Origin of the sequence: Aquibium sp. ELW1220 (assembly GCF_030398385.1) — a bacterium.
Taxonomy (GTDB): Bacteria; Pseudomonadota; Alphaproteobacteria; order Rhizobiales; family Rhizobiaceae; genus Aquibium.
This window is the reverse complement of sequence record NZ_JAOAOQ010000001.1, coordinates 124,281-142,478: the sequence shown is the minus strand read 5'-3', so window position 1 is coordinate 142,478 and position 18,198 is coordinate 124,281. Positions and strand designations below refer to the sequence as shown.

The window sequence follows — 18,198 nt, the reverse complement described above, 5'->3', positions numbered from 1 at the left end:
TCCGGCCACTGCGCTATATTGCATTGCAACAGGAGCAATGGAGCCTTGCACGACGACCTATCGACCCTGCCCCTTCTGCCGACTGAGACGGCATTCTTCTTCGACTTCGACGGCACTCTCGCGGAGATCGTCGACGATCCGTCCATGGTGAGGATCGACCCTACGGTTCTTCAGGCTGTCGAGCGGCTACAGGTCATCTCTGGCGGCGCCATCGCAGTGGTATCGGGGCGCGAGATCGACACGCTCGATGTCTTCCTGGCGCCGCTGCGGCTGCCGCTCGGCGGTGCGCACGGCTCGGAGCGTCGCGACGCCGGCGGAGAGCTCCACCGGACGGCCTCCGACGGCGCGGCGATCGAGCGCGTGGTAGCCGCGCTGGAGGATGTCGCGCGCGGCCATGACGGGCTAGTCGTCGAACGCAAGCGTCTCTCGGTCGCGCTTCACTACCGCCGCCGGCCGGACCTGGAGGCCACATGTCGCTCGGCGGCACAGAGCCTGGCATCTCAGGACGTGAGGCTGCTCGAGGGAAAGATGGTCGTCGAACTGAAGCTCAGCGGCCGGACCAAAGGCGACCTCATCGCCGACTTCATGGCGGAAGAGCCGTTCCTCGGGCGGCGGCCGATCTTCTTCGGCGACGACGTCACCGACGAGGACGGGTTCCGCGCCCTGCCGCGCTGGCACGGAATCGGGGTCAAGGTCGGCCCCGGTCCCACCGCCGCCACGCACCGCATCGCCGATCCGGCCGCCCTGCATGCCTGGCTCCTGCGGCTTGTGAACCACACAGGAACGGAACGGGGCGGGTCGAGTTAGCTTTATGAAGCCAAATTCACAGGAAAGGGACGATATCTTGCAGAGTACGGAAGAATGAGCCGTCTCGTGGTCGTTTCCAACCGGGTCGCGGATCTGCGGCAGGCCACCCAGTCGGGTGGACTTGCGGTCGCTATCGCCGACGCGCTGAAAGCCAAGGGCGGCGTCTGGTTCGGCTGGGATGGCAACACGCTGGAAAACGAGACGGAGAAGCTGGGCGTCGACCGCGTGGGCGACGTCGATGTGATATCCTCGCCGCTGACGGTGGAGGACTACAGCCAGTATTACATCGGCTATGCCAACAGCGTGCTCTGGCCGCTATTCCACTACCGCATCGATCTCGTGGACTACCGTCCTCAGTATTTCGAAGGCTACATGCGGGTGAACAACAAGTTCGCATCTCTCCTGAAGCCGTTCCTCAAGCAGCGCGACATGGTGTGGGTGCACGACTATCACCTGATACCATTCGGAGAACGGCTTCGGGCGCTCGGCTGCCGTCACAAGATGGGATTCTTCCTTCATATCCCGTTTCCGCCACCCGACATCCTCGCCGCCTCGCCCAATCACGCCTACCTGGTCGAAGCGCTGCTGTCGTATGACGTCATCGGATTCCAGACGTCGACGGATCTCAACAACTTCAATCGCTATGTCGAGGAGAACATGCCCGCCTCGATCGGCGCTGACGGTGTGATCCGGCATGGCGGCCGCACGGTGCGGGCGCTTCGACTGCCGATCGGCATCGACGTCGCGCAGTTCACCGAACTGGCGGAGAAGACCTTCGAGGATATCAATATCGACCAGATGCGGCGGGCGATCCTCGGTCAGCGGCAGATCGTCGGCGTCGACCGGCTCGACTATTCGAAAGGCATTCCCGAGCGGTTCGAGGCCTTCTCGCGCATGCTCTACCTTCACCCGGAACTTGAGAAGACCGTCACGTTCCTGCAGATCGCGCCGCCGACCCGCGAGGATGTGACTGCCTATTCCGAAATCCGTGCAAAGCTGGAAGGCCTGGCCGGCTCCATCAATGGAAAGTTCGGAGACATTGACTGGGTTCCGATCCGCTACATCCACCGTCCCGTGCCTCGGCCACGCCTCGCAGCGATGTTCCGTTCGAGCGAAGTTGGACTCGTGACGCCGTTGCGGGACGGGATGAACCTCGTCGCGAAAGAATACGTGGCGGCCCAGGATCCCGCCGATCCCGGGGTTCTTGTCCTGTCGCAGTTCGCGGGTGCGGCGGAGGAGCTCGAGGATGCGCTGATCGTCAATCCCCATGACACCGAAGAGATGGGCGAGAAGATGGAACTGGCGCTGCGGATGCCGCTCGAGGAGCGTCAGAACCGACATGCCAGCCTTCTGAAACGCGTCGAGCAGAGCGACGTCGGCATCTGGATGTCGACCTTCATCGACGAACTCGAAGCCGCCGAGACACCGGGAAGCGCGGCGGCCTGATCCTGCGAACCAGTCGTCAAGTGCAGGGGTGGCGTGACCGAGGTCACACCGTCCGCGCATACGTGCGCCTTCGCTTACTCTTCATGCTCCGCGCTCCGGATCATGGCCAAGAAATGGCGAAAGTTCGTATCCGCCATGGAACAGGTATCGCCTCCGCAGGTTCTTGGTGAGGTATCCATACCAGACAATAGCGGAGATCACGCACCATGCATTCCATCATCTATGTCATCGGTTTGATCGTCGTGGTCCTGGCCGTCCTTTCCCTTCTGGGTCTGGCGTAAGGAGAGCGATCAATGGTTGACCACAACAGCACCACCCCCAATCCCTCAGCAGACGCGGATGCCGCGCGCGCGCGGATCAGACAGGAACAGGAGGCCGCCGGCCGCCAGTTCGAGAAAGGCCGCGATGCGCTCAAGGAACAGGCCTCCACGATGGCACACGATGCCAAGGAGGAAGTTCGCGAGCGGAGTGAAGCGCTCAAGGGTCAGGCCGCTGACGGCCTGAAGACCTTTGCCGACGCCGTGCGGAGCGCGCGTGACGAACTCGACAAGAAGGAGATGGGTCCCATCTCCGGCCTCGTCGGCCAGGCGGCCGAAGGGCTCGAGAGCCTGTCGCGGAGCATGCAGAACGCATCGGCCGGTGACATGATCGAGACCGTGCGCGATTTCGGTCGTCGCAATCCCGTCAGCTTCATCGCCGCGAGCGTGCTCGCCGGCATCGCGATCGGCCGATTTGCCGGGGCATCCGCGCATCATGAGCGGGACCGTGGCCGGAATCCGACGCAGCGGCCGCCGCAGCCATCGCGACCCGCACCCGCCGCACGCGCCTATCCCGCAGGCGAAGCGGCCGTCACACCGAACAGGACTGGAGACATCACATGAGCATGGAGCAGGATCATCGGCCACTCGGTACGCTGGTGACGGATCTCGTCAACCAGATGGCCGAGCTGGTTCGCACCGAAGCGCGGCTTCTGCGCGCCGAGATGCAGGAAAAGATGAGCAAGGCGGGCACGGGAGCGATGGAAGTCGCGGCCGGCGTCGTCATGCTGCTGGCGGCCCTTCTGGTGCTTCTTCAGGCGCTGGTGGTGGCGCTCGCCAATCTCGGCCTCGGCGCTGGATGGGCGTCCCTGCTGGTGGGGCTCGTCGTCGCCGCGATCGGCTACATGCTGGTACGCCGCGGCAGTGCCAACATGTCGCCTTCGGAACTGACGCCGGAGAAGTCCATGGGGCAGGTCCGCCGCGATATCGACGTTGCAAAGGAGCAGGTGCGATGACATCCTCGACAGAACATGAACGCCACGCGGAAGAAGTCCGCGCCCGCATGGCCGGGACCGCCGAGGAAATCCGCGACCGCATGTCGCCGGGCCAGCTGGTGGACGAGGTATTCCACTACATGCGCGACTCGAACGGCTCTGCAGCGGTCAACAATCTTGGCCGACAGGTCCGCGACAACCCGCTCAGCCTCGCGCTGATCGGCGCGGGTGTCGCCTGGCTGTTCGCCGGGCCGCGTCCCGTGCGCCGCGAATATTACCCTTATCCGGACGACGGGTTCGGCTATGACGGCGACAGCACCTTCTATCCCGAGCCGGGGGTCGACGACGACGTGATCGGCAACTCGCCGCTTCGCGGTGCCGGCGCGCAGACGGGCGCGGGCGGTCTTGGCTATCTCGAGACGCGCGACGGAGACGATGTCGACACATCGTCCTGGTCGGAGCGGGCAAGCGGCGCGGCGCACGGCGTTTCCGACGCGGGGCGTTCCGCTGCAGGAGCAGCCTCCCGCCTCGGCTCGAATGCCGCAGGCGCGGCGAGGCAGGCCGGCAACCGTGCCGGCGCCTACGCCTCGGAAGCGGGCCACTACGCGGCCGATGCGGGGCGCCAGGCTGCGCGGGCGGGTCGTCGCATGGGACGCGGAGCGGAGCGCGCCGCCTACCAGGCGCGCGACGGGCTGATGGATGCGCTCGACCGCGAGCCGCTGATCGTTGGTGCGCTCGGCCTTGCACTGGGTGCCGCCATCGGTGCCATGCTGCCATCGACACGGATCGAGGACGAGACGTTCGGCCAGACCCGCGACGACATGAAGGACGAAGCGATGCGGGCGATGCAGCGCGGCTACGACGGCGCAAAAGACGTTGCTGCCGAGGGCTATGCTGCGGCACGCAAGTCGGCTGACGACGAAGGGCTCACCTCCTCCGACGGCACGCCGCTGGCCGAGAAGGTGGGTCATGTGGCCGCCGCCGCCGGCAAGGCAGCGGGCGACAAGGCGCGCGACGTGACCGGCGAGACGGGAAAGCCCGGCGCTCCGACATCTGGCGCCTCCAGCGCCTCGGTGGCGGGCAAGCCGTCGTCGCCCCCCTCGTCGGGTGCAGGGACGTTCGGCACCACCGACAAGCCCGCGAGCGTTTCGTCGACGCCCGGCGGCAGCGGCAAGACCACCTGACCGAGGCAGCCATCTCGATCAAAACGAAAGGGCGGGCTCCTTCGCGGAGCCCGCCCTTTTTTCGTCTTCCTGTCTGGACGCACCGTCTCGATCGGACAGGCGGACCGGCCGGACACGGCCGGACCGCCCCCGCCTTCAATCGACCATCGGCTTGCCGAGCGTGTCGGCTACCACTGCGCCGCGCTCGCCCATCGGACGTTCCTCTCCCGTCGTCGAATCCCGCTCGGTCTGGTGCTCCATCTCTGCATTCAGCTCGGCTCCGACGATGAGGATGACGGCCGACAGCCAGATCCAGAGCATGAAGCCGATCACCGCGCCGAGCGATCCGTAGGTCGCATTATAGTCGGCAAAGTTCTGCAGGTAGTAGGAGAAGCCGATCGACGTGACGAGCCAGACCAGCGTCGACAGGATGCTGCCCCAGTTGATCCACCGCCATTTCGCGCGTTCCCGGCTCGGGCCGAAGCGGTAGAGCAGGGAGATGCCGAAAATCATCATGCCCAGCACCAGGATCCAACGGCCAACGGCGATGAGGATCTGCGAAAAGCCGCCAAGGTTGACGAAGGCGAGAACGGCCGGCACGACGCCGATGGCAGCGATCATGACGATCAGGGCAAACATGAAGCCGAGGGTAAAGGCAAATGCAACGATGTTGAGCTTGATGAAGGAACGCTTCTCTTCTTCCTCATAGGCGATGTTCAGTGCTTCGAAGAGGGTTTTCACGCCGTTGTTGGCGCTCCACAACGATACGGCGAGGGTGATCACCAGACCGATGCTGAGCGCACTCGGATCCTGGCTGGCAAGACTTTCCAGCTGGCTGTAGATCAGGTCAAGCCCCCCGGAAGGCAGGACGCCTTGAAGGAACTCGATCTGTCCGGCGATCGACGTGGGGTCGGCCACAAAACCGTAAATCGAGACGAAGGCACCCAGAGCGGGGAATATCGCCAGCATCAGATAGAAGGCCGCGCCTGCCGCGACCAACGTCACCCGATCATCGAGAACCTGCTGGTAGACGCGCCACAGGACGTCCTTCCAGCCGCGCGCGGGAATCTCCGACGGCCAGTCGGCCTCCCGGCCTCGACCGGCTTCTGTTCTCGAGTTCGCGGACATGACTGGGTCTCCCTTCAACAACGGTGTCAGAGGGAAACCCTTCGTGCGGGGTGTTGTTCCTGTTGCCGGCGGGAGGTTGCCGGTAACGATCGCCTACCTGCGATCGGCTGGGCGACCGTCGTTCTCCGGCAATTCGTCCTGCCAGTCATTTTCCCCGTTCGAGCGTGGTTCAAGGTCCACGGCCTTGATCCGGCCTTTTCCGACGGCGCCAACCGGCGGAACCTCGGCACCCGACACGTCCTGCTCGGCCTTGCCGGCGCGCGGCTTTGTGGTCCCGTTCTCCAGCTTGCGGCTCATGTTCACGTCTCCCGTAGCGTTATTGCAGCGATATCACTCCCACCGGGAACCCCGGCCGCCGAACGATTGTTCCAGAAGACCGGGATGGCCGGGCGACAGGAGAAGGCGAGATGGGTTCCTACTGGAAGAGCATGGCAGCGGAGGTGCTGCCGTCCTGGCTGAAGAACCTGCGGGCAGGGAGACGCGCCGGACATATGACCAAACCGGCGCTGCCGCAGAAACCGGCCGCAGACGCGGATCGAGACGCCGGTGAAGGCGACGGGAGCAATGGCGGCGAAACGCGCCTGGAGCCCCCTGTCCGGCCTGGAACTACCGAACCCAAGGAACGTTGACCGGAACGCCAACCAAGGAACAGTTTCATGATGGCAACCGAAAACATCCTATGGCTGCTCGTGGTCGCCGGCGGGCCGTTTTTGCTCGCCATCCTGTTCGGCTTCGCGCTTCTGCGCAAGCGGCGCCTGAGCAGGAGCGAGCGCTCCGCACGTGACCGCGGCACGCGCGACGTGTTCGACGAGCGGTCATGACCGCCCGTCGTCGAAGGTGACTATCGAGCCGGTTTAGTCGATCGTGTATTCCGCGTCGCCGACCGGATCATCGGGTGCGATCCACACGCCATACATCTCGGCCAGTCCCCAGGCTCCCATTGCCAGGACGAGGCCAATGACGAGCACCATCAGGATAGGCAATCCCTGACGACCCTGGCGGGCGCGGGTTCCAGTCGTTTCGGTCTTGTGGTCGGGTTCGTGAGCCAATCTGATCTCCGTACATGTTGACGACGGACCTGAACCGGCCCGGGTCGTTCCTCCATGGAACTCACGGTGCGGCGTTCGGGTTCCGTGACGGCGGGAGCGGACGGAGAAGCCGACACCCGGCAGCCGCCGCAATTCGTGAACGGTTCATCGCCGGCAGCGGCTGTTCCCGGCCCGACGCGGCGTGTTAAACAGCCGGCGAACACTTCACGAGATCCGACATGACCATTCCGGCGCGCTTGCGCACCCCAGAAGCGACGCAGCTGCTGCCCGGCGAGGTCGACCATCTGCTGATCGACGCGCTCGTCGCCTGGATGATCGACGGCGCGCGGCCGAGCGGCGACGCGGGCGCGATCATCGATGCCATCTGCCGGCGCGTCGTGGCGGCGGGCGTGCCCGTCGACCGCTTCGCGCTGTTCATGAACACGCTGCACCCCAACATCGCCGCTCGGCGTTTCCGCTGGACACAGGCCGGCGGGGTCGAGGTCAACGAGGTCGAGCTCGACATATTTTCGCAGCAGGAATACTGGCAGAACCCGCTTCCGCGCGTGACGTCGGAAGGGATCTCTATCCGGCGCCGTCTGACCGACCCACAGGCGCTGAGCGAATACCTGATCCTTGACGAACTCCGCGCGGAAGGTTTCACCGACTATCTGGCGCAGCCGCTGATCTTTACCACCGGCGAGACGCATGCCTCGACCTGGTCGACGAAACACCCGCTGGGCTTCTCGCTCGAGCAGATCGATGCGCTCGACGTGCTGCGCCGCCCGCTGGCCCGGCTGGTGGAGGCCTACCTGCTGCGGCTGAACGCGGCCTCGATACTGTCGGCGTACATCGGACGGGGTGGCGGCGAGCAGATCCTGCAGGGCCGGGTGCACCGCGGCGACGGCGAGGAAATCGACGCGGCCATCCTGTTCACCGACCTGAAGGATTTCACGCAGCTGTCGAACACGCTGTCCGGACCGCAGATGGTGGCGATCCTCAATGATGCCTTCGACATCATGGTGCCGCCGGTGGAGGCCAACGGAGGCGAGATTCTGAAGTTCCTCGGCGACGGCTTCTTCGCGATCTTTCCATACGGCGGCGAGCGCACGATGGCGGATGCTGTGATGGCTGCCAGCCGCACCATCATGGAGGGTGAGGCACGGCTGGCCGAAACGGAACTCGGCAGCACCGTGTCGTTCCGCTCGGCGCTGCATGCCGGCCGGTTCCACTATGGCAACATCGGCGGCGCAAACCGGCTCGACTTCACGGCCATCGGCCGCCCGATCAACTATGCCGCACGGCTGCTGACCTGTGCCTCGGACCTGTCGCTTCACCGGGTGGCCTCGGCTGAAGTGGCGCAGCACCTGTGCTGCGCCCCGCGCGTCGCCAGCGAAGTTCCGTTCAAGGGCTTCGAGGGGCTGCAGAAGATCTACGTCTACTGATGCGTGGCGAGACGATCGTCGGCGCAGTCATCGCTGGCGGACTGTCGCGGCGGATGGGTGGTGGCGACAAGCCGCTGCGACAGCTCGGCGGACGCACCATCCTCGACCATGTGCTCGAGCGCTTCGCGCCGCAGTGCGACGCGGTGTTGATCAACGCCAACGGCGACGCCCGTCGGCTGGAACTCTACCGGCTGCCCGTGGTGGCCGATCCGGTGGAGGGCTTCGCCGGACCGTTGGCCGGGTTGCTTGCGGCGCTCGACTGGGCGGCGGCAAACCGGCCGGAAGCGGCGCTGGTGGCCACCGTGCCAGGGGACTGCCCATTCCTGCCCCGCGACCTCGTCAAGCGCCTCACGTCCGCCCGACGGTCCGGAGGCACGGAGATCGCCCTCGCCTCCTCCGGCGGACGAATGCACCCCGTCGCGGGCCTCTGGCCCGTTAGCCTTCGGGCCTCGCTCAGGCATGCATTGCAGGAGGAGGGTCTGCGCAAGGTGTCGGGCTGGACCGACAGGCATTCCTTCGCTCGGGAGGAATGGCCGGAAGGACCGGTGGACCCGTTCTTCAACGTCAACGCGCCCGAGGATCTCGCCGAAGCGGAACGCCTGCTGCCTCTCGTGCCGGACTGACGGCGGGCCGGGAACGATCGGATCGATGCGCTGTTGCGGAGAACCGGTACGAGCAGGCATAGAAGGCCGCCGGCGGGGCCGCCTCTGCCCCCGCCGATCGGCGCCGGTTGCAAGGAGTATCCAGATGATCCTCTCGATCAGAACGCGAGCCTGCCACCTGACCGCCCTGCTCCTGGCCGCCCTCCTCCTTTCGGCAAGCTTCGGCGCAGCCTCGGCACTGGAGACGGTGCGGGTCGGCGTCCTGAAATTCGGCACGGTCAACTGGGAACTCGACGCTATGAAGAATGCCCGCCTCGACCATACGGCCGGCGTCGACGTCGAGATCGTGGCCTTTGCCGGCGAAGACGCGAGCAACGTGGCGCTGCAGGCCGGCGATGTCGACGTCATCGTCTCCGACTGGCTTTGGGTTTCGCGGCTGCGGGCCGAGGGGGCAGACTACACCTTCGTACCCTTCTCCTCGTCGGTGGGTGCGATCATGGTGCCGCAGGATTCTGTGCTGCATTCGCTTGGCGACCTGAGAGGCCGCAGGCTCGGCGTCGCGGGAGGACCGCTCGACAAGAGCTGGCTGCTGATCCAGGGGCTGGCGGCGCGCGACCATGACCTCAACCTCGCGGAAGAGAACGACATCGTCTACGGGGCGCCGCCCCTGCTTGGCGAGAAGGCCCGGCAGGGCGAACTCGATGCCGTCCTGAACTACTGGCACTACAATGCGCGCTTGGAAGCGAGCGGCTTCCGCAGGCTGGTCGGCGCGGACGAGGCAGCTGCGGCGCTCGGCGCCTCCGGTCCGGTCTCGGCGCTGGGCTGGGTCTTTTCCGAGCGGTGGGCGGATGCCCATCCGCAGGCCGCGCGCGGCTTCGTGGAGGCCTCGCGTGCCACCAAGGCGCTGCTGGCCTCTTCGGACGCCGAGTGGGAGCGTCTGGCGCCCATCGTCCGAGCGGAAGGCGCAGAGCTGCTCGCGCTGCGTGACCGCTACCGGGAGGGCATTCCAGTTCGCTCGGCCGCCGAAGACGAAGCCGATGCCGCACGGCTCTACGGTGTGCTTGCCGAACTCGGCGGAGCAAAGCTGGTCGGTCGCTCCGGCGTCATGGCGCCCGGGACGTACTGGTCGCGCCTCGGCGGCGGCTTCTGACCGCCGGTGCGCAGCGGGTTTCCGATCCTCTGGAGCGCCAGCTCGCTGCTCGGTCTCCTGGCACTTTGGTGGATACTGGCACTCCAGGCCGATCCGCGCGTGTTTCCCGCCCCGCCCGCAGTGCTCGACGCCTTGCTGCGCGAAGCCGCGTCGGGCGATCTCGCCCGCCATCTCGGCATCACGCTGGCGCGCGTGGCGGCAGCCTTCGCGCTCGCAATGTCCATCGGCACCGCCATCGGCATGGCGCTCGGCATGAACCGGGGCCTCGACCGGCTGTTCGATCCCTGGGTGGTGCTGTTCCTCAACCTGCCGGCGCTCGTCGTCATCGTGCTCGCCTATGTCTGGTTCGGGCTGAACGAGGCCGCCGCGATCGGCGCGGTGGCGGTGAACAAGATCCCCAACGTGGTCGTCACGCTGCGCGAGGGTGCGCGCGCCCTTGATCGCGCCTACTCGGAGCTCGCGCAGGTCTACCGCTTCTCCTTCGCCAGCAGGATGCGCGACGTGGTGCTGCCGCAGTTGCAGCCCTATCTGGCTGCCGCAAGCCGGTCCGGCATCGCGTTGATCTGGAAAATCGTGCTGGTGGTGGAACTGCTCGGACGGTCGAACGGCGTCGGCTTCCAGATCCACCTGCACTTCCAGCTGTTCGACGTGGCCACCATCCTCGCCTACGCGTTGGCTTTCGTGGCCGTTATGCTTCTGGTCGAAGTGCTGCTGCTGCGGCCCTACGATCGGCATGCGACACGCTGGCGTCAACCGAATGCTTGAGATCGATATCGCTTCGAAGGTCTATCAGACCGCTGCCGGCCCGCCCCTGCTTGCCATCAGGGGCTTGCGGTTCGCTATTGCCGAAGGCGAATTCGCGTGCCTCGTCGGCCCGTCCGGCTGCGGCAAGACGACATGCCTGCGCATCCTGCTCGGGCTCGAGCGCGACTACGACGGTCGCATCGCACTGCCCGGGGGCGACCCGCGCATCGGGGTGGCTTTCCAGGAGCCGCGCCTGCTGCCATGGCGAACGGTGGAGGAGAACGTGCGCCTCGCCCAGCCCGTTGCCCTGCGCGAGCGGCCGCTGGACGATCTCTTCGCGCGCCTCGGCCTTGCGGGCTTCAAGCACTTCTATCCCGGCGAGCTGTCGCTCGGACTTGCCCGGCGGGCGGCGCTGGCGCGCGCCTTCGCCGTGGAACCGAGATTGCTGCTGCTCGACGAGCCCTTCGTTTCTCTCGACGAGGCAACGGCATCGGACCTGCGCGCACTGCTCGTCGACGTCTGGCAGGCGCGACCGACGACGGCGCTGATGGTGACGCACAACCTGCGCGAGGCCGTGCAACTCGCCGACCGGATCTTCGTGTTGTCGGCGCGTCCGGGTCGGGTTCTTGGCGAGTATCCGGTGATGATCGAACGCGGCCGCCGCTCGCCGGACGCGGTCAGAGCGATCAGCGTCGACCTCGCCACGCGCTTTCCGGGTCTGGCTTGAGCCGCGGAAACTCGGGCCGGAATAGCGAAAGGCCCCCGGCTCGAAGCCGGAGGCCTTCCCCACCGAAAGCCGGAGGGCGGATCCGCAAACGCCCCCATGCCTTCAGTTACTCGGAGTATTCGAAACGCTCGTAATCCAGCGCTCCGACATCGGCGACGTCATTCGTGCCATAGGGCATGTCGTAATAAGGGCGTCCGGCGTTCCAGCCCCTTCCGTAGTACGGATAGGCATAGCCGCCCGGCGTCATGCCGAAGCTGGTGTCAGGGTTGACGACGACGGCCTGAAGCTGTCCGTCGCGGACAATCAGGTCGTTGACATAGCCATAGTTCCGATAAGACTGACCCTCGCCGTCACGGATGCGCGAATAGCTGCCGATCAGGTCGGTCGCGCGGAAGATCGCGGGGCTGGTCTCGAGATCGTCCTCCACCACCGCGACGCCGGCGGCGGCATCCCCTGCCGTTAGGTAGCCGGTCTTCCACGTCGAGTAATCCTCGACGTTTTCCTCGGTCACGGGAATAGAGAGGCGACCGTCAGCCCCGACGACGACTTCGTCCCAGGGCACGTTCACATGGGTGTCGAACAGGTCCCAGAAGCCGCCGACCTCGGCGACCAGAGACAGAACGCGGCCGTCATTCGAGAAGACGACGTTTTCGACGCTGCCGATCTCGTCGCCGTTCACGCCGTAGACCTCAGCGTCGTCGATCATGTCGTCGACGCTCAGGCCATTGACGTAGAGATCGTCCGAGTTCCAGTCCGAGAGCCGGATGACCTCCTCAGGCCGGATGGCCTGTGTACCGATGGCGGTGGTGGTCTGTGCCGTATCGACGCCGAGATCGCCTTCCGGAACCTCGGTGGCGGTGTTGCCGGCAGTGAGTTCCGTGCCGGCGGCTCCCGTCCCGCCGGACGTCAAGGTCGAGCCGGCACCCGTTTCCGTCAGCGCAACGGTGTCGGGTCCGCCGACGAGCTTGCTCCCGCTCTTGGCGCCATAGTCGTCCTCGCTGATCTGCCCGGTGCTCCCCATGTCGTAGAGGCCGAAGAGAGCGATATGGAAATCCTGGTACTGCATGCCTTCGGGACCGAGGCCCTCAATGGCACCCGCATCGCTCATGCCGCGAGCGAAATCACCCGGCGATACTGCACCGTCCCTGTCGGCGTCGAGATCATCGAAGGATGCCGGACGGTTGTCGGCAAACCATGCCGTGGAGCCGGTGTCGTATTCCTGCTGGTCCAGCCTGCCGTCCTGATTGGCGTCCCAGGATACGAAGATACCCTGATAGAGTTCCTCATCGTTCAGCCTCTGGTCCGCGTCAGCATCCCAACTGCGGAAAGCGGAGCGGCTCACCTGCTCGAACTCGGCCTGGGACAGTTCCAGATTGCCGTCTGCGTCAATGTCGCTAAAGGTCCATTCGGCGGCCGCGAGTGACGGGCCGGCGCCCAGAGCCATGACCAGTGCGAGGGCGGTTGATGTCGTCGAAGACTTCATTGTGCTCTCCCTGTGTTGCGTTTCGTTACATGAAGGGAACACTCACTTCCGTGCGATGTTCCCGACACATGAAAAACCGAATCTTCTCCCGCCGCCTTTATCGCGTCTCCGCCGTCCGCCAGCTCGCCACCCGCGAATGGCCGATCCTGCTTGGCCTTCTCGTTCCGGCTGCCGCGATCTGGATCCTGCTTGAACTGGCAGACGAGGTGCGCGAGGGAAGCACCGCAGCGCTCGACGAGGCGCTGCTCCTGCTCTTTCGCAGTCCAGTCGACCAGGCCGATCCGCTCGGGCCGCCGTGGCTCCAGGAGATGATGCGCGACTTTACTGCGCTGGGCGGAGTTGGCGTTCTTTCGATGATCGCGCTGGCTGCCTGCGGCTACCTCATCCTCGTTCGCAAGAGGCGGGCCGCGCTGGCCGTACTGCTGGCCGTCGCGGGCGGCGTGCTGATCAGCCAACTGATCAAGGCGGGCATCGACCGACCCAGGCCGGACCTCGTCCCGCATGGGTCCTATGTCTCGACGGCAAGCTTCCCGAGCGGCCACTCGATGATGGCGGCAACCGTCTACCTGACGCTCGCCGCGATGCTTGCCCGCGTCCAGCCGCGCTGGCGCAGCCGCTCCTACCTGATCGGCTGCGCGATCTTCATCGTCATGCTCGTGGGGATCAGCAGGGTCTATCTCGGCGTCCATTGGCCGACCGACGTCCTGGCGGGATGGAGCGTCGGTGCCGGCTGGGCGATCGGATGCTGGGCGGCGACCGTCTGGTTGCAGCGGCGCGGTGCGGTGGAGGGCGAAGGCGACATGCCGGCGATTTCGGGCGAGCCACCGTCGTCCTAGACGCCGGTCACTACTGCGCCGGCAAGGGGTCGGGGGCAGGAAGCGGATCCGGCGCGTCCGGTGTCGAGTTTTCGAGGTTCGGCATCGTCCTGTTTGCTGGAACGGCCTCCTCGGGCGTCGCATCATCGACTATCTCGGCGCCCTCGCCCTGATCGACCGGCGCATAGCCGGGGATTTCTCCGCCGGTGGTCGCCTGGGGCGTCGGATCGGTCTCTACCTGCTCGGGCGGACCGACTCCTTCGATCAGGTGATCCTCGGAACGGTTCGGCAGCAGCGTGGAATCGGGCGCATCTGTCGGCGCGTCCTCGCCGCATGCCGCCAGCGGCAGCACAAGCGCGAAGGCGAGAGACACGCCAAGGATGCGGGTGTTCAAAATCTTGCCAGGTCCTCGCACGGTCTTTTCCTCTCAAATGGTGATCGCCCGCCCAACGTGGTCGCTGACCCTTGGTTCCCCGAAACGACCCTGACGCGCCTCAGGAACCAACGCATTGCCGAACCGTTTTCCGGCACCGCCCACCCTAAAACGGAGACGACGAGATGGCCGATCAAGGCGACGCGAAACACGTCTGGGACATGATGGAATCGATCGGGATGTGCATGCTGGCGACGGAAGACGGAACGGACATCAGGTCCCGACCGATGGCCGCCTATGTCGCGCACGACGAACATATGGTCTACTTCCTCACGGATGCGGCGAGCCACAAGGACGAAGAGATCAGCCGGAACCCGGCGGTCTGCCTCGCCTTCGCCGACCCCAAGGGCAACAACTACGTATCGGTGAGCGGCCAAGCCGAAGTGAGCAACGACCGCACCAAGATCAGGGAGTTGTTCTCGACCCCGGCCAAGGCCTGGTGGGACGATGCAGAGGATCCGGCGATCCGGGTGCTGAAAGTGCGGCCGAAAGATGCCCAGTACTGGGACGGCCCCGGCCGCGCCGCTAGCTTTGCCAAGATGCTGGTGGCGGCGGCAAGCGATTCGAGGCCCGACATGGGCGACAATGCGAAGGTGCGGATGTAAGGCGACTTCCCCGGGCGGCTGCGATCAGCCGCCCGGCTCGGCTGAGCGCGTTGATGGCCCATGTTGGGGTCGGGTTCACCCGTTGTTGCGGGCAACCTGTGCCGCCAGCCGGGAGAACGAGCCATCGCTGGCCCCGTTGGCCTCGCGCAGGAAGCGGATCGGGAAGAGTACCGCTGCCACATTCGCGGCCGACATCTGTTCCGATCGACCCGGGTCCGACCCCGCGATCGCCTCGGCCCGCTCCAGCGCGGCGTCGATCTCGGCCTGCGACAGAACTTCTTTCGCCTTGAGTGCCTCGGCCATGGCCGACACTGCGAGAAGCAGGCCCTCAAGCTGGAGATTGGCTGTGTTCATTCATGGTCCTCCTTTGCGTTTCGCGTTTCATGCTCGTTTCTCCGCCGATGATGCGCAGGTGCGGCAGCGCCTCGGGATGCTTTTCCTGCAGCCATAAGACGAGAGCTTCCCGGATGACGCAGCGCAGCGTGAAAGCGTCGCCGGCATTGCCGGCGCTCGCGAGCACCCGAAGCTCCAGGACCTGCTCGCGAAAATCCGTGACCTGAACGGCAACAGTGTTGCCGTCCCAAAGATGCGATCCCCGGACGATCCGTTCGACCTCCCCACGGATCGAACTCACCGGCGCGCGGTAGTCGAGATAGATCAGCACGACGCCGATGAGGTTTGCCTCTTCCCGCGTCCAGTTCTGGAACGGGGTCTCGATGAAATAGGACAGCGGCACGATCAGCCGCCGCAGGTCCCAGATCCGTACCACCACATAGGTGGATGTGATCTCCTCGACGTTGCCCCACTCACCCTCGACGATTACCGCGTCATCGATGCGGATCGGCTGTGTAATGGCGAGTTGAATCCCCGCAAAGAGGTTCTTCAGGACCGGCTGCAGTGCCAGGCCGACCACAATGCCGGCGGCGCCGGCCGACGCGAGAAGGCTGACGCCATACTGCCGGATGCCCTCGAAAGTCATCATGACTGCGCCAAGGGCGACCACGATGATCAGCGTGTCGGCCACCCTGAGCAGGATCCGCATCTGCGTCACATGCTTGCGCGCGAGCAGGTTGTCGTCGGTGTCGATCCTGAAGCGCTTGAGGTGGGCGCGCAGCCACAGGTCCAGAACCACCCGCGCCGTCCAGGCGACGAGCAGGATGAAGCCGATCAGCAGGACGTGACGGACGATTTCGGCGCTGCGTTCGGTGATCGGCGACAGCGTTGCGGCCAGCGAGAGCGCGCCCATGAGCAGGGCAAGGCCGACCGGCCCACGGATGCGCTGAAGGGTCGTACGGATGAACAGGGATTGCGGGTCGAGAAAACGGAGACCGCGGCGCACGACAAGGACCCGGAAGGCCCAGGACAGCAGCAGCGCCACCCCGAGCAGAACCGAGACAACTGCCCAGTCCGGCAAGGTATTGATGAAATCGGTACTACGGTCCAGCACGTTCAAGCCCGCTCCCGTCGCCGCCCGCCGAAGGCACGCGCCATCCGCGCGCCTCCGCTGGTGGGGCGCGCTTCCCTGGAACGTCGTGAGAGCCGGGTGGTTCCTCCCATGCGGGAACCTTCGCAACGCCCGAGGGTTGTTGTTCGTCGCGGAGCCGTTGTCCGCACAATCTTTCCGAGGCACCGGGAGACGCAGGCCAGCATGAAATCCGTTCCCGACAGGTCTGCCGAGTCCGATGCATCGGGCCTCACCTGTCATATCCCCGGATGGCTGGCCGAGACGCGCGTCTGGGGGATATCGCTGCAACTCTACGAAGTTCGGTCGCGCCGGAACTGGGGGATCGGAGACTTTTCCGACCTCGCAACCTTCTGTGACGTCGCAGCGGAGGCCGGTGCCGATTTCGTCGGGCTCAACCCTCTTCATGCGCTGTTTCTGGCCGACCCCGACCGCTGCAGCCCGTTCTCGCCGTCGAGCCGGCGGTTCCTCAATCCGCTCTACATCGCCGTCGACGCCGTGGCGGGCTACGAGCCGTCAGGACCGGTCGTGGCAAAGGCGCGAGCGCTCTCCGCGCTTCCCACCGTAGACTACGCCCAGGTTGCGGCGCTGAAGATCACGGCGCTGCGGCAGATCTGGTCGCGCGACGGCTGGCGCGACGATCCCGGTGCGGCGGCTGCTTTCGATCTCTACTGCGCACAGCGCGGGGAGGCCCTGCGGATGCACGCGCTGTTCGAAGCCCTGTCGGAGGAAATGGTTGCGCGTGGCTTCGGCTGCGGCTGGCGCGAGTGGCCGGAGGCATACGCCGACCCGCGTTGCGACGCCGTCGCCGCATTCACCCGCGAGAATTCCGACGAGGTCCGCTTCCAGTGCTGGCTGCAATGGCTGTGCGAAACGCAGCTGGAGAAGGCGGCGACGATCGCGCGTGGCGCCGGCATGCGAATCGGCCTCTATCTCGACTTCGCGGTAGGCGAGGCGCCGGACGGATCGGCAACCTGGACGGACCGGGACGCGTACGTGGTCGACCAGTCGGTCGGCGCGCCCCCCGACTATTTCAGCGCCTACGGACAGGACTGGGGCCTCACGCCGCTGTCGCCCAAGAACCTGGCCCGAACCGGATGCGCAGCCTTTGCCGAACCGGTGGACACAGCCATGCGGTTCGGTGGCGCGTTGCGTATCGACCATGTGATGGCGCTGGAGCGTCTCTTCTTCGTGCCGGAGGGCCATTCTCCCGCGGATGGCACCTATGTCGACTATCCGACGGAAGCGCTGATGGATGTCCTCGCGCGTCTTTCCAACAAGCATCATTCGCTGGTGATCGGCGAGGATCTGGGTGTCGTTCCTGAGGGATTTCGCGAGCGGATGGCCACGCGCGGCATCCTGTCCTACCGCATAGCCTATTTCGAAAAGGATGAGGCGCGCTTCAAGCCGGCTCAGGCATATCCGGAACTCGCGATCGCCTGCCTTTCGACGCATGATCTCGCGCCATTGCGGGCGTGGTGGCGGGGCGACGATATCCGCCTTCGGCATGGCATCGGCGCGATCGACGCCGAGATGGCTGCCGTCCAGACCAAGGAACGAGCGGCGGAGCGGGTGTCGCTGGTCGATGCGCTCGACCAGTCCGATGCGCTGGCGCCGGAAGAGGCGAAGATCTACGCCGCAGCCGCGGAAGAACCCGGCGAGTTCCTGCCGCCCGGCTTCGCTGCGGCCATGCACCGTTTCATCGCGCTGACGCCCTGCAAGCTGGCTGCGGCGCGGCTGGCCGACCTATCCGGAGACGACCGCCCGACAAACCTGCCGGGAACGGTCGATGCCTACCCCAACTGGCGGTTCAAGTGCCCGGTCTTGCTCGAGGACCTGCCGCGTGACGAGCGGTTCGGCCGGATTACCGGCGCGCTCGCTGCCATTCGTCCCAGACCCTGACGGCCA

At 65.6% G+C, this 18,198-nt stretch carries 22 protein-coding genes; 15 read left to right on the top strand and 7 right to left on the bottom strand.

The window, feature by feature from the left end; all coding sequences use genetic code 11:
• Positions 1-45 precede the first annotated feature (45 nt).
• The 5 genes from otsB (at position 46) to N1F91_RS00670 (ending at position 4,689) form a co-directional block, all read left to right on the top strand.
• Positions 46-807, top strand: coding sequence for a trehalose-phosphatase (gene otsB / locus N1F91_RS00690; protein ID WP_289988344.1), 762 nt, complete (start codon positions 46-48; stop codon positions 805-807).
• 54 nt (positions 808-861) lie between these two features.
• Positions 862-2,253 carry a trehalose-6-phosphate synthase gene (locus N1F91_RS00685; protein ID WP_289988341.1) on the top strand — a complete coding sequence of 464 codons (1,392 nt, stop codon included), beginning with the start codon at positions 862-864 and terminating at the stop codon, positions 2,251-2,253.
• 293 nt (positions 2,254-2,546) lie between these two features.
• On the top strand, positions 2,547-3,134 hold the full coding sequence (locus N1F91_RS00680; RefSeq protein WP_289988340.1) for a hypothetical protein: 588 nt from the start codon (positions 2,547-2,549) through the stop codon (positions 3,132-3,134).
• The gene (locus tag N1F91_RS00675) at positions 3,131-3,526 is read left to right on the top strand and encodes a phage holin family protein (protein ID WP_289988338.1); all 396 of its coding nucleotides are present in this window, start codon (positions 3,131-3,133) and stop codon (positions 3,524-3,526) included. Before N1F91_RS00680 ends, N1F91_RS00675 begins: the two co-directional genes overlap by 4 nt.
• Entirely contained in the window at positions 3,523-4,689 is a 1,167-nt protein-coding gene (locus N1F91_RS00670) for a hypothetical protein (RefSeq protein ID WP_289988336.1), read from the top strand. The genes N1F91_RS00675 and N1F91_RS00670 overlap by 4 nt, the downstream gene beginning before the upstream one ends.
• A 135-nt stretch (positions 4,690-4,824) precedes the next feature.
• Here the strand turns inward: N1F91_RS00670 and N1F91_RS00665 are convergent, their stop codons facing one another.
• Positions 4,825-5,796, bottom strand: a complete 972-nt coding sequence (locus N1F91_RS00665; protein WP_289988334.1) for a YihY/virulence factor BrkB family protein — start codon at positions 5,794-5,796, stop codon at positions 4,825-4,827.
• Between the two features lie 93 nt (positions 5,797-5,889).
• Entirely contained in the window at positions 5,890-6,093 is a 204-nt protein-coding gene (locus N1F91_RS00660; RefSeq protein WP_289988332.1) for a hypothetical protein, read from the bottom strand.
• 110 nt (positions 6,094-6,203) lie between these two features.
• On the opposite strand from N1F91_RS00660, the gene N1F91_RS00655 reads away from it, so the two are divergent.
• Positions 6,204-6,425, top strand: a complete 222-nt coding sequence (locus N1F91_RS00655; protein ID WP_289988330.1) for a hypothetical protein — start codon at positions 6,204-6,206, stop codon at positions 6,423-6,425.
• Between the two features lie 27 nt (positions 6,426-6,452).
• Positions 6,453-6,617 carry a hypothetical protein gene (locus tag N1F91_RS00650; RefSeq protein WP_289988329.1) on the top strand — a complete coding sequence of 55 codons (165 nt, stop codon included), beginning with the start codon at positions 6,453-6,455 and terminating at the stop codon, positions 6,615-6,617.
• A gap of 33 nt (positions 6,618-6,650) precedes the next feature.
• On the opposite strand, the gene N1F91_RS00645 is transcribed toward N1F91_RS00650, so the two are convergent.
• The gene (locus N1F91_RS00645; RefSeq protein ID WP_289988327.1) at positions 6,651-6,845 is read right to left on the bottom strand and encodes a hypothetical protein; all 195 of its coding nucleotides are present in this window, start codon (positions 6,843-6,845) and stop codon (positions 6,651-6,653) included.
• A 218-nt stretch (positions 6,846-7,063) separates the two neighbouring features.
• On the opposite strand from N1F91_RS00645, the gene N1F91_RS00640 reads away from it, so the two are divergent.
• From N1F91_RS00640 to N1F91_RS00620, 5 genes are all read left to right on the top strand, one after another.
• Positions 7,064-8,269, top strand: coding sequence for an adenylate/guanylate cyclase domain-containing protein (locus N1F91_RS00640; RefSeq protein WP_289988324.1), 1,206 nt, complete (start codon positions 7,064-7,066; stop codon positions 8,267-8,269).
• Entirely contained in the window at positions 8,269-8,892 is a 624-nt protein-coding gene (gene mobA / locus N1F91_RS00635) for a molybdenum cofactor guanylyltransferase MobA (RefSeq protein WP_289988321.1), read from the top strand. Before N1F91_RS00640 ends, mobA begins: the two co-directional genes overlap by 1 nt.
• A 124-nt stretch (positions 8,893-9,016) precedes the next feature.
• Positions 9,017-10,021, top strand: a complete 1,005-nt coding sequence (locus N1F91_RS00630) for an ABC transporter substrate-binding protein (RefSeq protein WP_289988320.1) — start codon at positions 9,017-9,019, stop codon at positions 10,019-10,021.
• A gap of 6 nt (positions 10,022-10,027) precedes the next feature.
• Entirely contained in the window at positions 10,028-10,786 is a 759-nt protein-coding gene (locus N1F91_RS00625) for an ABC transporter permease subunit (protein ID WP_289988317.1), read from the top strand.
• Positions 10,779-11,492, top strand: a complete 714-nt coding sequence (locus N1F91_RS00620) for an ATP-binding cassette domain-containing protein (RefSeq protein WP_289988314.1) — start codon at positions 10,779-10,781, stop codon at positions 11,490-11,492. Before N1F91_RS00625 ends, N1F91_RS00620 begins: the two co-directional genes overlap by 8 nt.
• 106 nt (positions 11,493-11,598) lie before the next feature.
• Here the strand turns inward: N1F91_RS00620 and N1F91_RS00615 are convergent, their stop codons facing one another.
• On the bottom strand, positions 11,599-12,975 hold the full coding sequence (locus N1F91_RS00615; protein WP_289988313.1) for a PRC-barrel domain-containing protein: 1,377 nt from the start codon (positions 12,973-12,975) through the stop codon (positions 11,599-11,601).
• A 68-nt stretch (positions 12,976-13,043) separates the two neighbouring features.
• Here N1F91_RS00615 and N1F91_RS00610 point away from each other — a divergent pair, with 68 nt between their 5' ends.
• A complete protein-coding gene (locus N1F91_RS00610) occupies positions 13,044-13,811 on the top strand; it encodes a phosphatase PAP2 family protein (RefSeq protein ID WP_289988311.1) in 768 nt (255 codons plus the stop codon).
• Positions 13,812-13,821: 10 nt separating this feature from the next.
• Here the strand turns inward: N1F91_RS00610 and N1F91_RS00605 are convergent, their stop codons facing one another.
• Positions 13,822-14,184, bottom strand: coding sequence for a hypothetical protein (locus tag N1F91_RS00605; protein WP_289988310.1), 363 nt, complete (start codon positions 14,182-14,184; stop codon positions 13,822-13,824).
• Positions 14,185-14,348: 164 nt separating this feature from the next.
• Here N1F91_RS00605 and N1F91_RS00600 point away from each other — a divergent pair, with 164 nt between their 5' ends.
• Entirely contained in the window at positions 14,349-14,828 is a 480-nt protein-coding gene (locus tag N1F91_RS00600; RefSeq protein ID WP_289988308.1) for a pyridoxamine 5'-phosphate oxidase family protein, read from the top strand.
• A 75-nt stretch (positions 14,829-14,903) separates the two neighbouring features.
• Here N1F91_RS00600 and N1F91_RS00595 read toward each other — a convergent pair whose 3' ends face one another.
• Together N1F91_RS00595 and N1F91_RS00590 are read right to left on the bottom strand one after the other, a co-directional pair.
• The gene (locus N1F91_RS00595; protein WP_289988306.1) at positions 14,904-15,182 is read right to left on the bottom strand and encodes a hypothetical protein; all 279 of its coding nucleotides are present in this window, start codon (positions 15,180-15,182) and stop codon (positions 14,904-14,906) included.
• Positions 15,157-16,275 (bottom strand): mechanosensitive ion channel family protein, encoded by a 1,119-nt coding sequence (locus N1F91_RS00590; RefSeq protein ID WP_289989749.1) that lies wholly within the window; start codon positions 16,273-16,275, stop codon positions 15,157-15,159. The genes N1F91_RS00595 and N1F91_RS00590 overlap by 26 nt, the downstream gene beginning before the upstream one ends.
• A gap of 201 nt (positions 16,276-16,476) precedes the next feature.
• On the opposite strand from N1F91_RS00590, the gene malQ reads away from it, so the two are divergent.
• Positions 16,477-18,192 (top strand): 4-alpha-glucanotransferase, encoded by a 1,716-nt coding sequence (gene malQ / locus N1F91_RS00585; RefSeq protein ID WP_289988304.1) that lies wholly within the window; start codon positions 16,477-16,479, stop codon positions 18,190-18,192.
• Positions 18,193-18,198 lie beyond the last annotated feature (6 nt).

Bases quoted from the DNA above. Each gene is read 5' to 3' on its own strand.
- N1F91_RS00685 (WP_289988341.1), top strand. From the start codon at position 862: ATGAGCCGTCTCGTGGTCGTTTCCAACCGGGTCGCGGATCTGCGGCAG.
- N1F91_RS00680 (WP_289988340.1), top strand. From the start codon at position 2,547: ATGGTTGACCACAACAGCACCACCCCCAATCCCTCAGCAGACGCGGAT.
- N1F91_RS00675 (WP_289988338.1), top strand. From the start codon at position 3,131: ATGAGCATGGAGCAGGATCATCGGCCACTCGGTACGCTGGTGACGGAT.
- N1F91_RS00670 (WP_289988336.1), top strand. From the start codon at position 3,523: ATGACATCCTCGACAGAACATGAACGCCACGCGGAAGAAGTCCGCGCC.
- N1F91_RS00665 (WP_289988334.1), bottom strand. From the start codon at position 5,796: ATGTCCGCGAACTCGAGAACAGAAGCCGGTCGAGGCCGGGAGGCCGAC.
- N1F91_RS00660 (WP_289988332.1), bottom strand. From the start codon at position 6,093: ATGAGCCGCAAGCTGGAGAACGGGACCACAAAGCCGCGCGCCGGCAAG.
- N1F91_RS00655 (WP_289988330.1), top strand. From the start codon at position 6,204: ATGGGTTCCTACTGGAAGAGCATGGCAGCGGAGGTGCTGCCGTCCTGG.
- N1F91_RS00650 (WP_289988329.1), top strand. From the start codon at position 6,453: ATGATGGCAACCGAAAACATCCTATGGCTGCTCGTGGTCGCCGGCGGG.
- N1F91_RS00640 (WP_289988324.1), top strand. From the start codon at position 7,064: ATGACCATTCCGGCGCGCTTGCGCACCCCAGAAGCGACGCAGCTGCTG.
- mobA (WP_289988321.1), top strand. From the start codon at position 8,269: ATGCGTGGCGAGACGATCGTCGGCGCAGTCATCGCTGGCGGACTGTCG.
- N1F91_RS00630 (WP_289988320.1), top strand. From the start codon at position 9,017: ATGATCCTCTCGATCAGAACGCGAGCCTGCCACCTGACCGCCCTGCTC.
- N1F91_RS00620 (WP_289988314.1), top strand. From the start codon at position 10,779: ATGCTTGAGATCGATATCGCTTCGAAGGTCTATCAGACCGCTGCCGGC.
- N1F91_RS00615 (WP_289988313.1), bottom strand. From the start codon at position 12,975: ATGAAGTCTTCGACGACATCAACCGCCCTCGCACTGGTCATGGCTCTG.
- N1F91_RS00610 (WP_289988311.1), top strand. From the start codon at position 13,044: ATGAAAAACCGAATCTTCTCCCGCCGCCTTTATCGCGTCTCCGCCGTC.
- N1F91_RS00600 (WP_289988308.1), top strand. From the start codon at position 14,349: ATGGCCGATCAAGGCGACGCGAAACACGTCTGGGACATGATGGAATCG.
- N1F91_RS00595 (WP_289988306.1), bottom strand. From the start codon at position 15,182: ATGAACACAGCCAATCTCCAGCTTGAGGGCCTGCTTCTCGCAGTGTCG.
- malQ (WP_289988304.1), top strand. From the start codon at position 16,477: ATGAAATCCGTTCCCGACAGGTCTGCCGAGTCCGATGCATCGGGCCTC.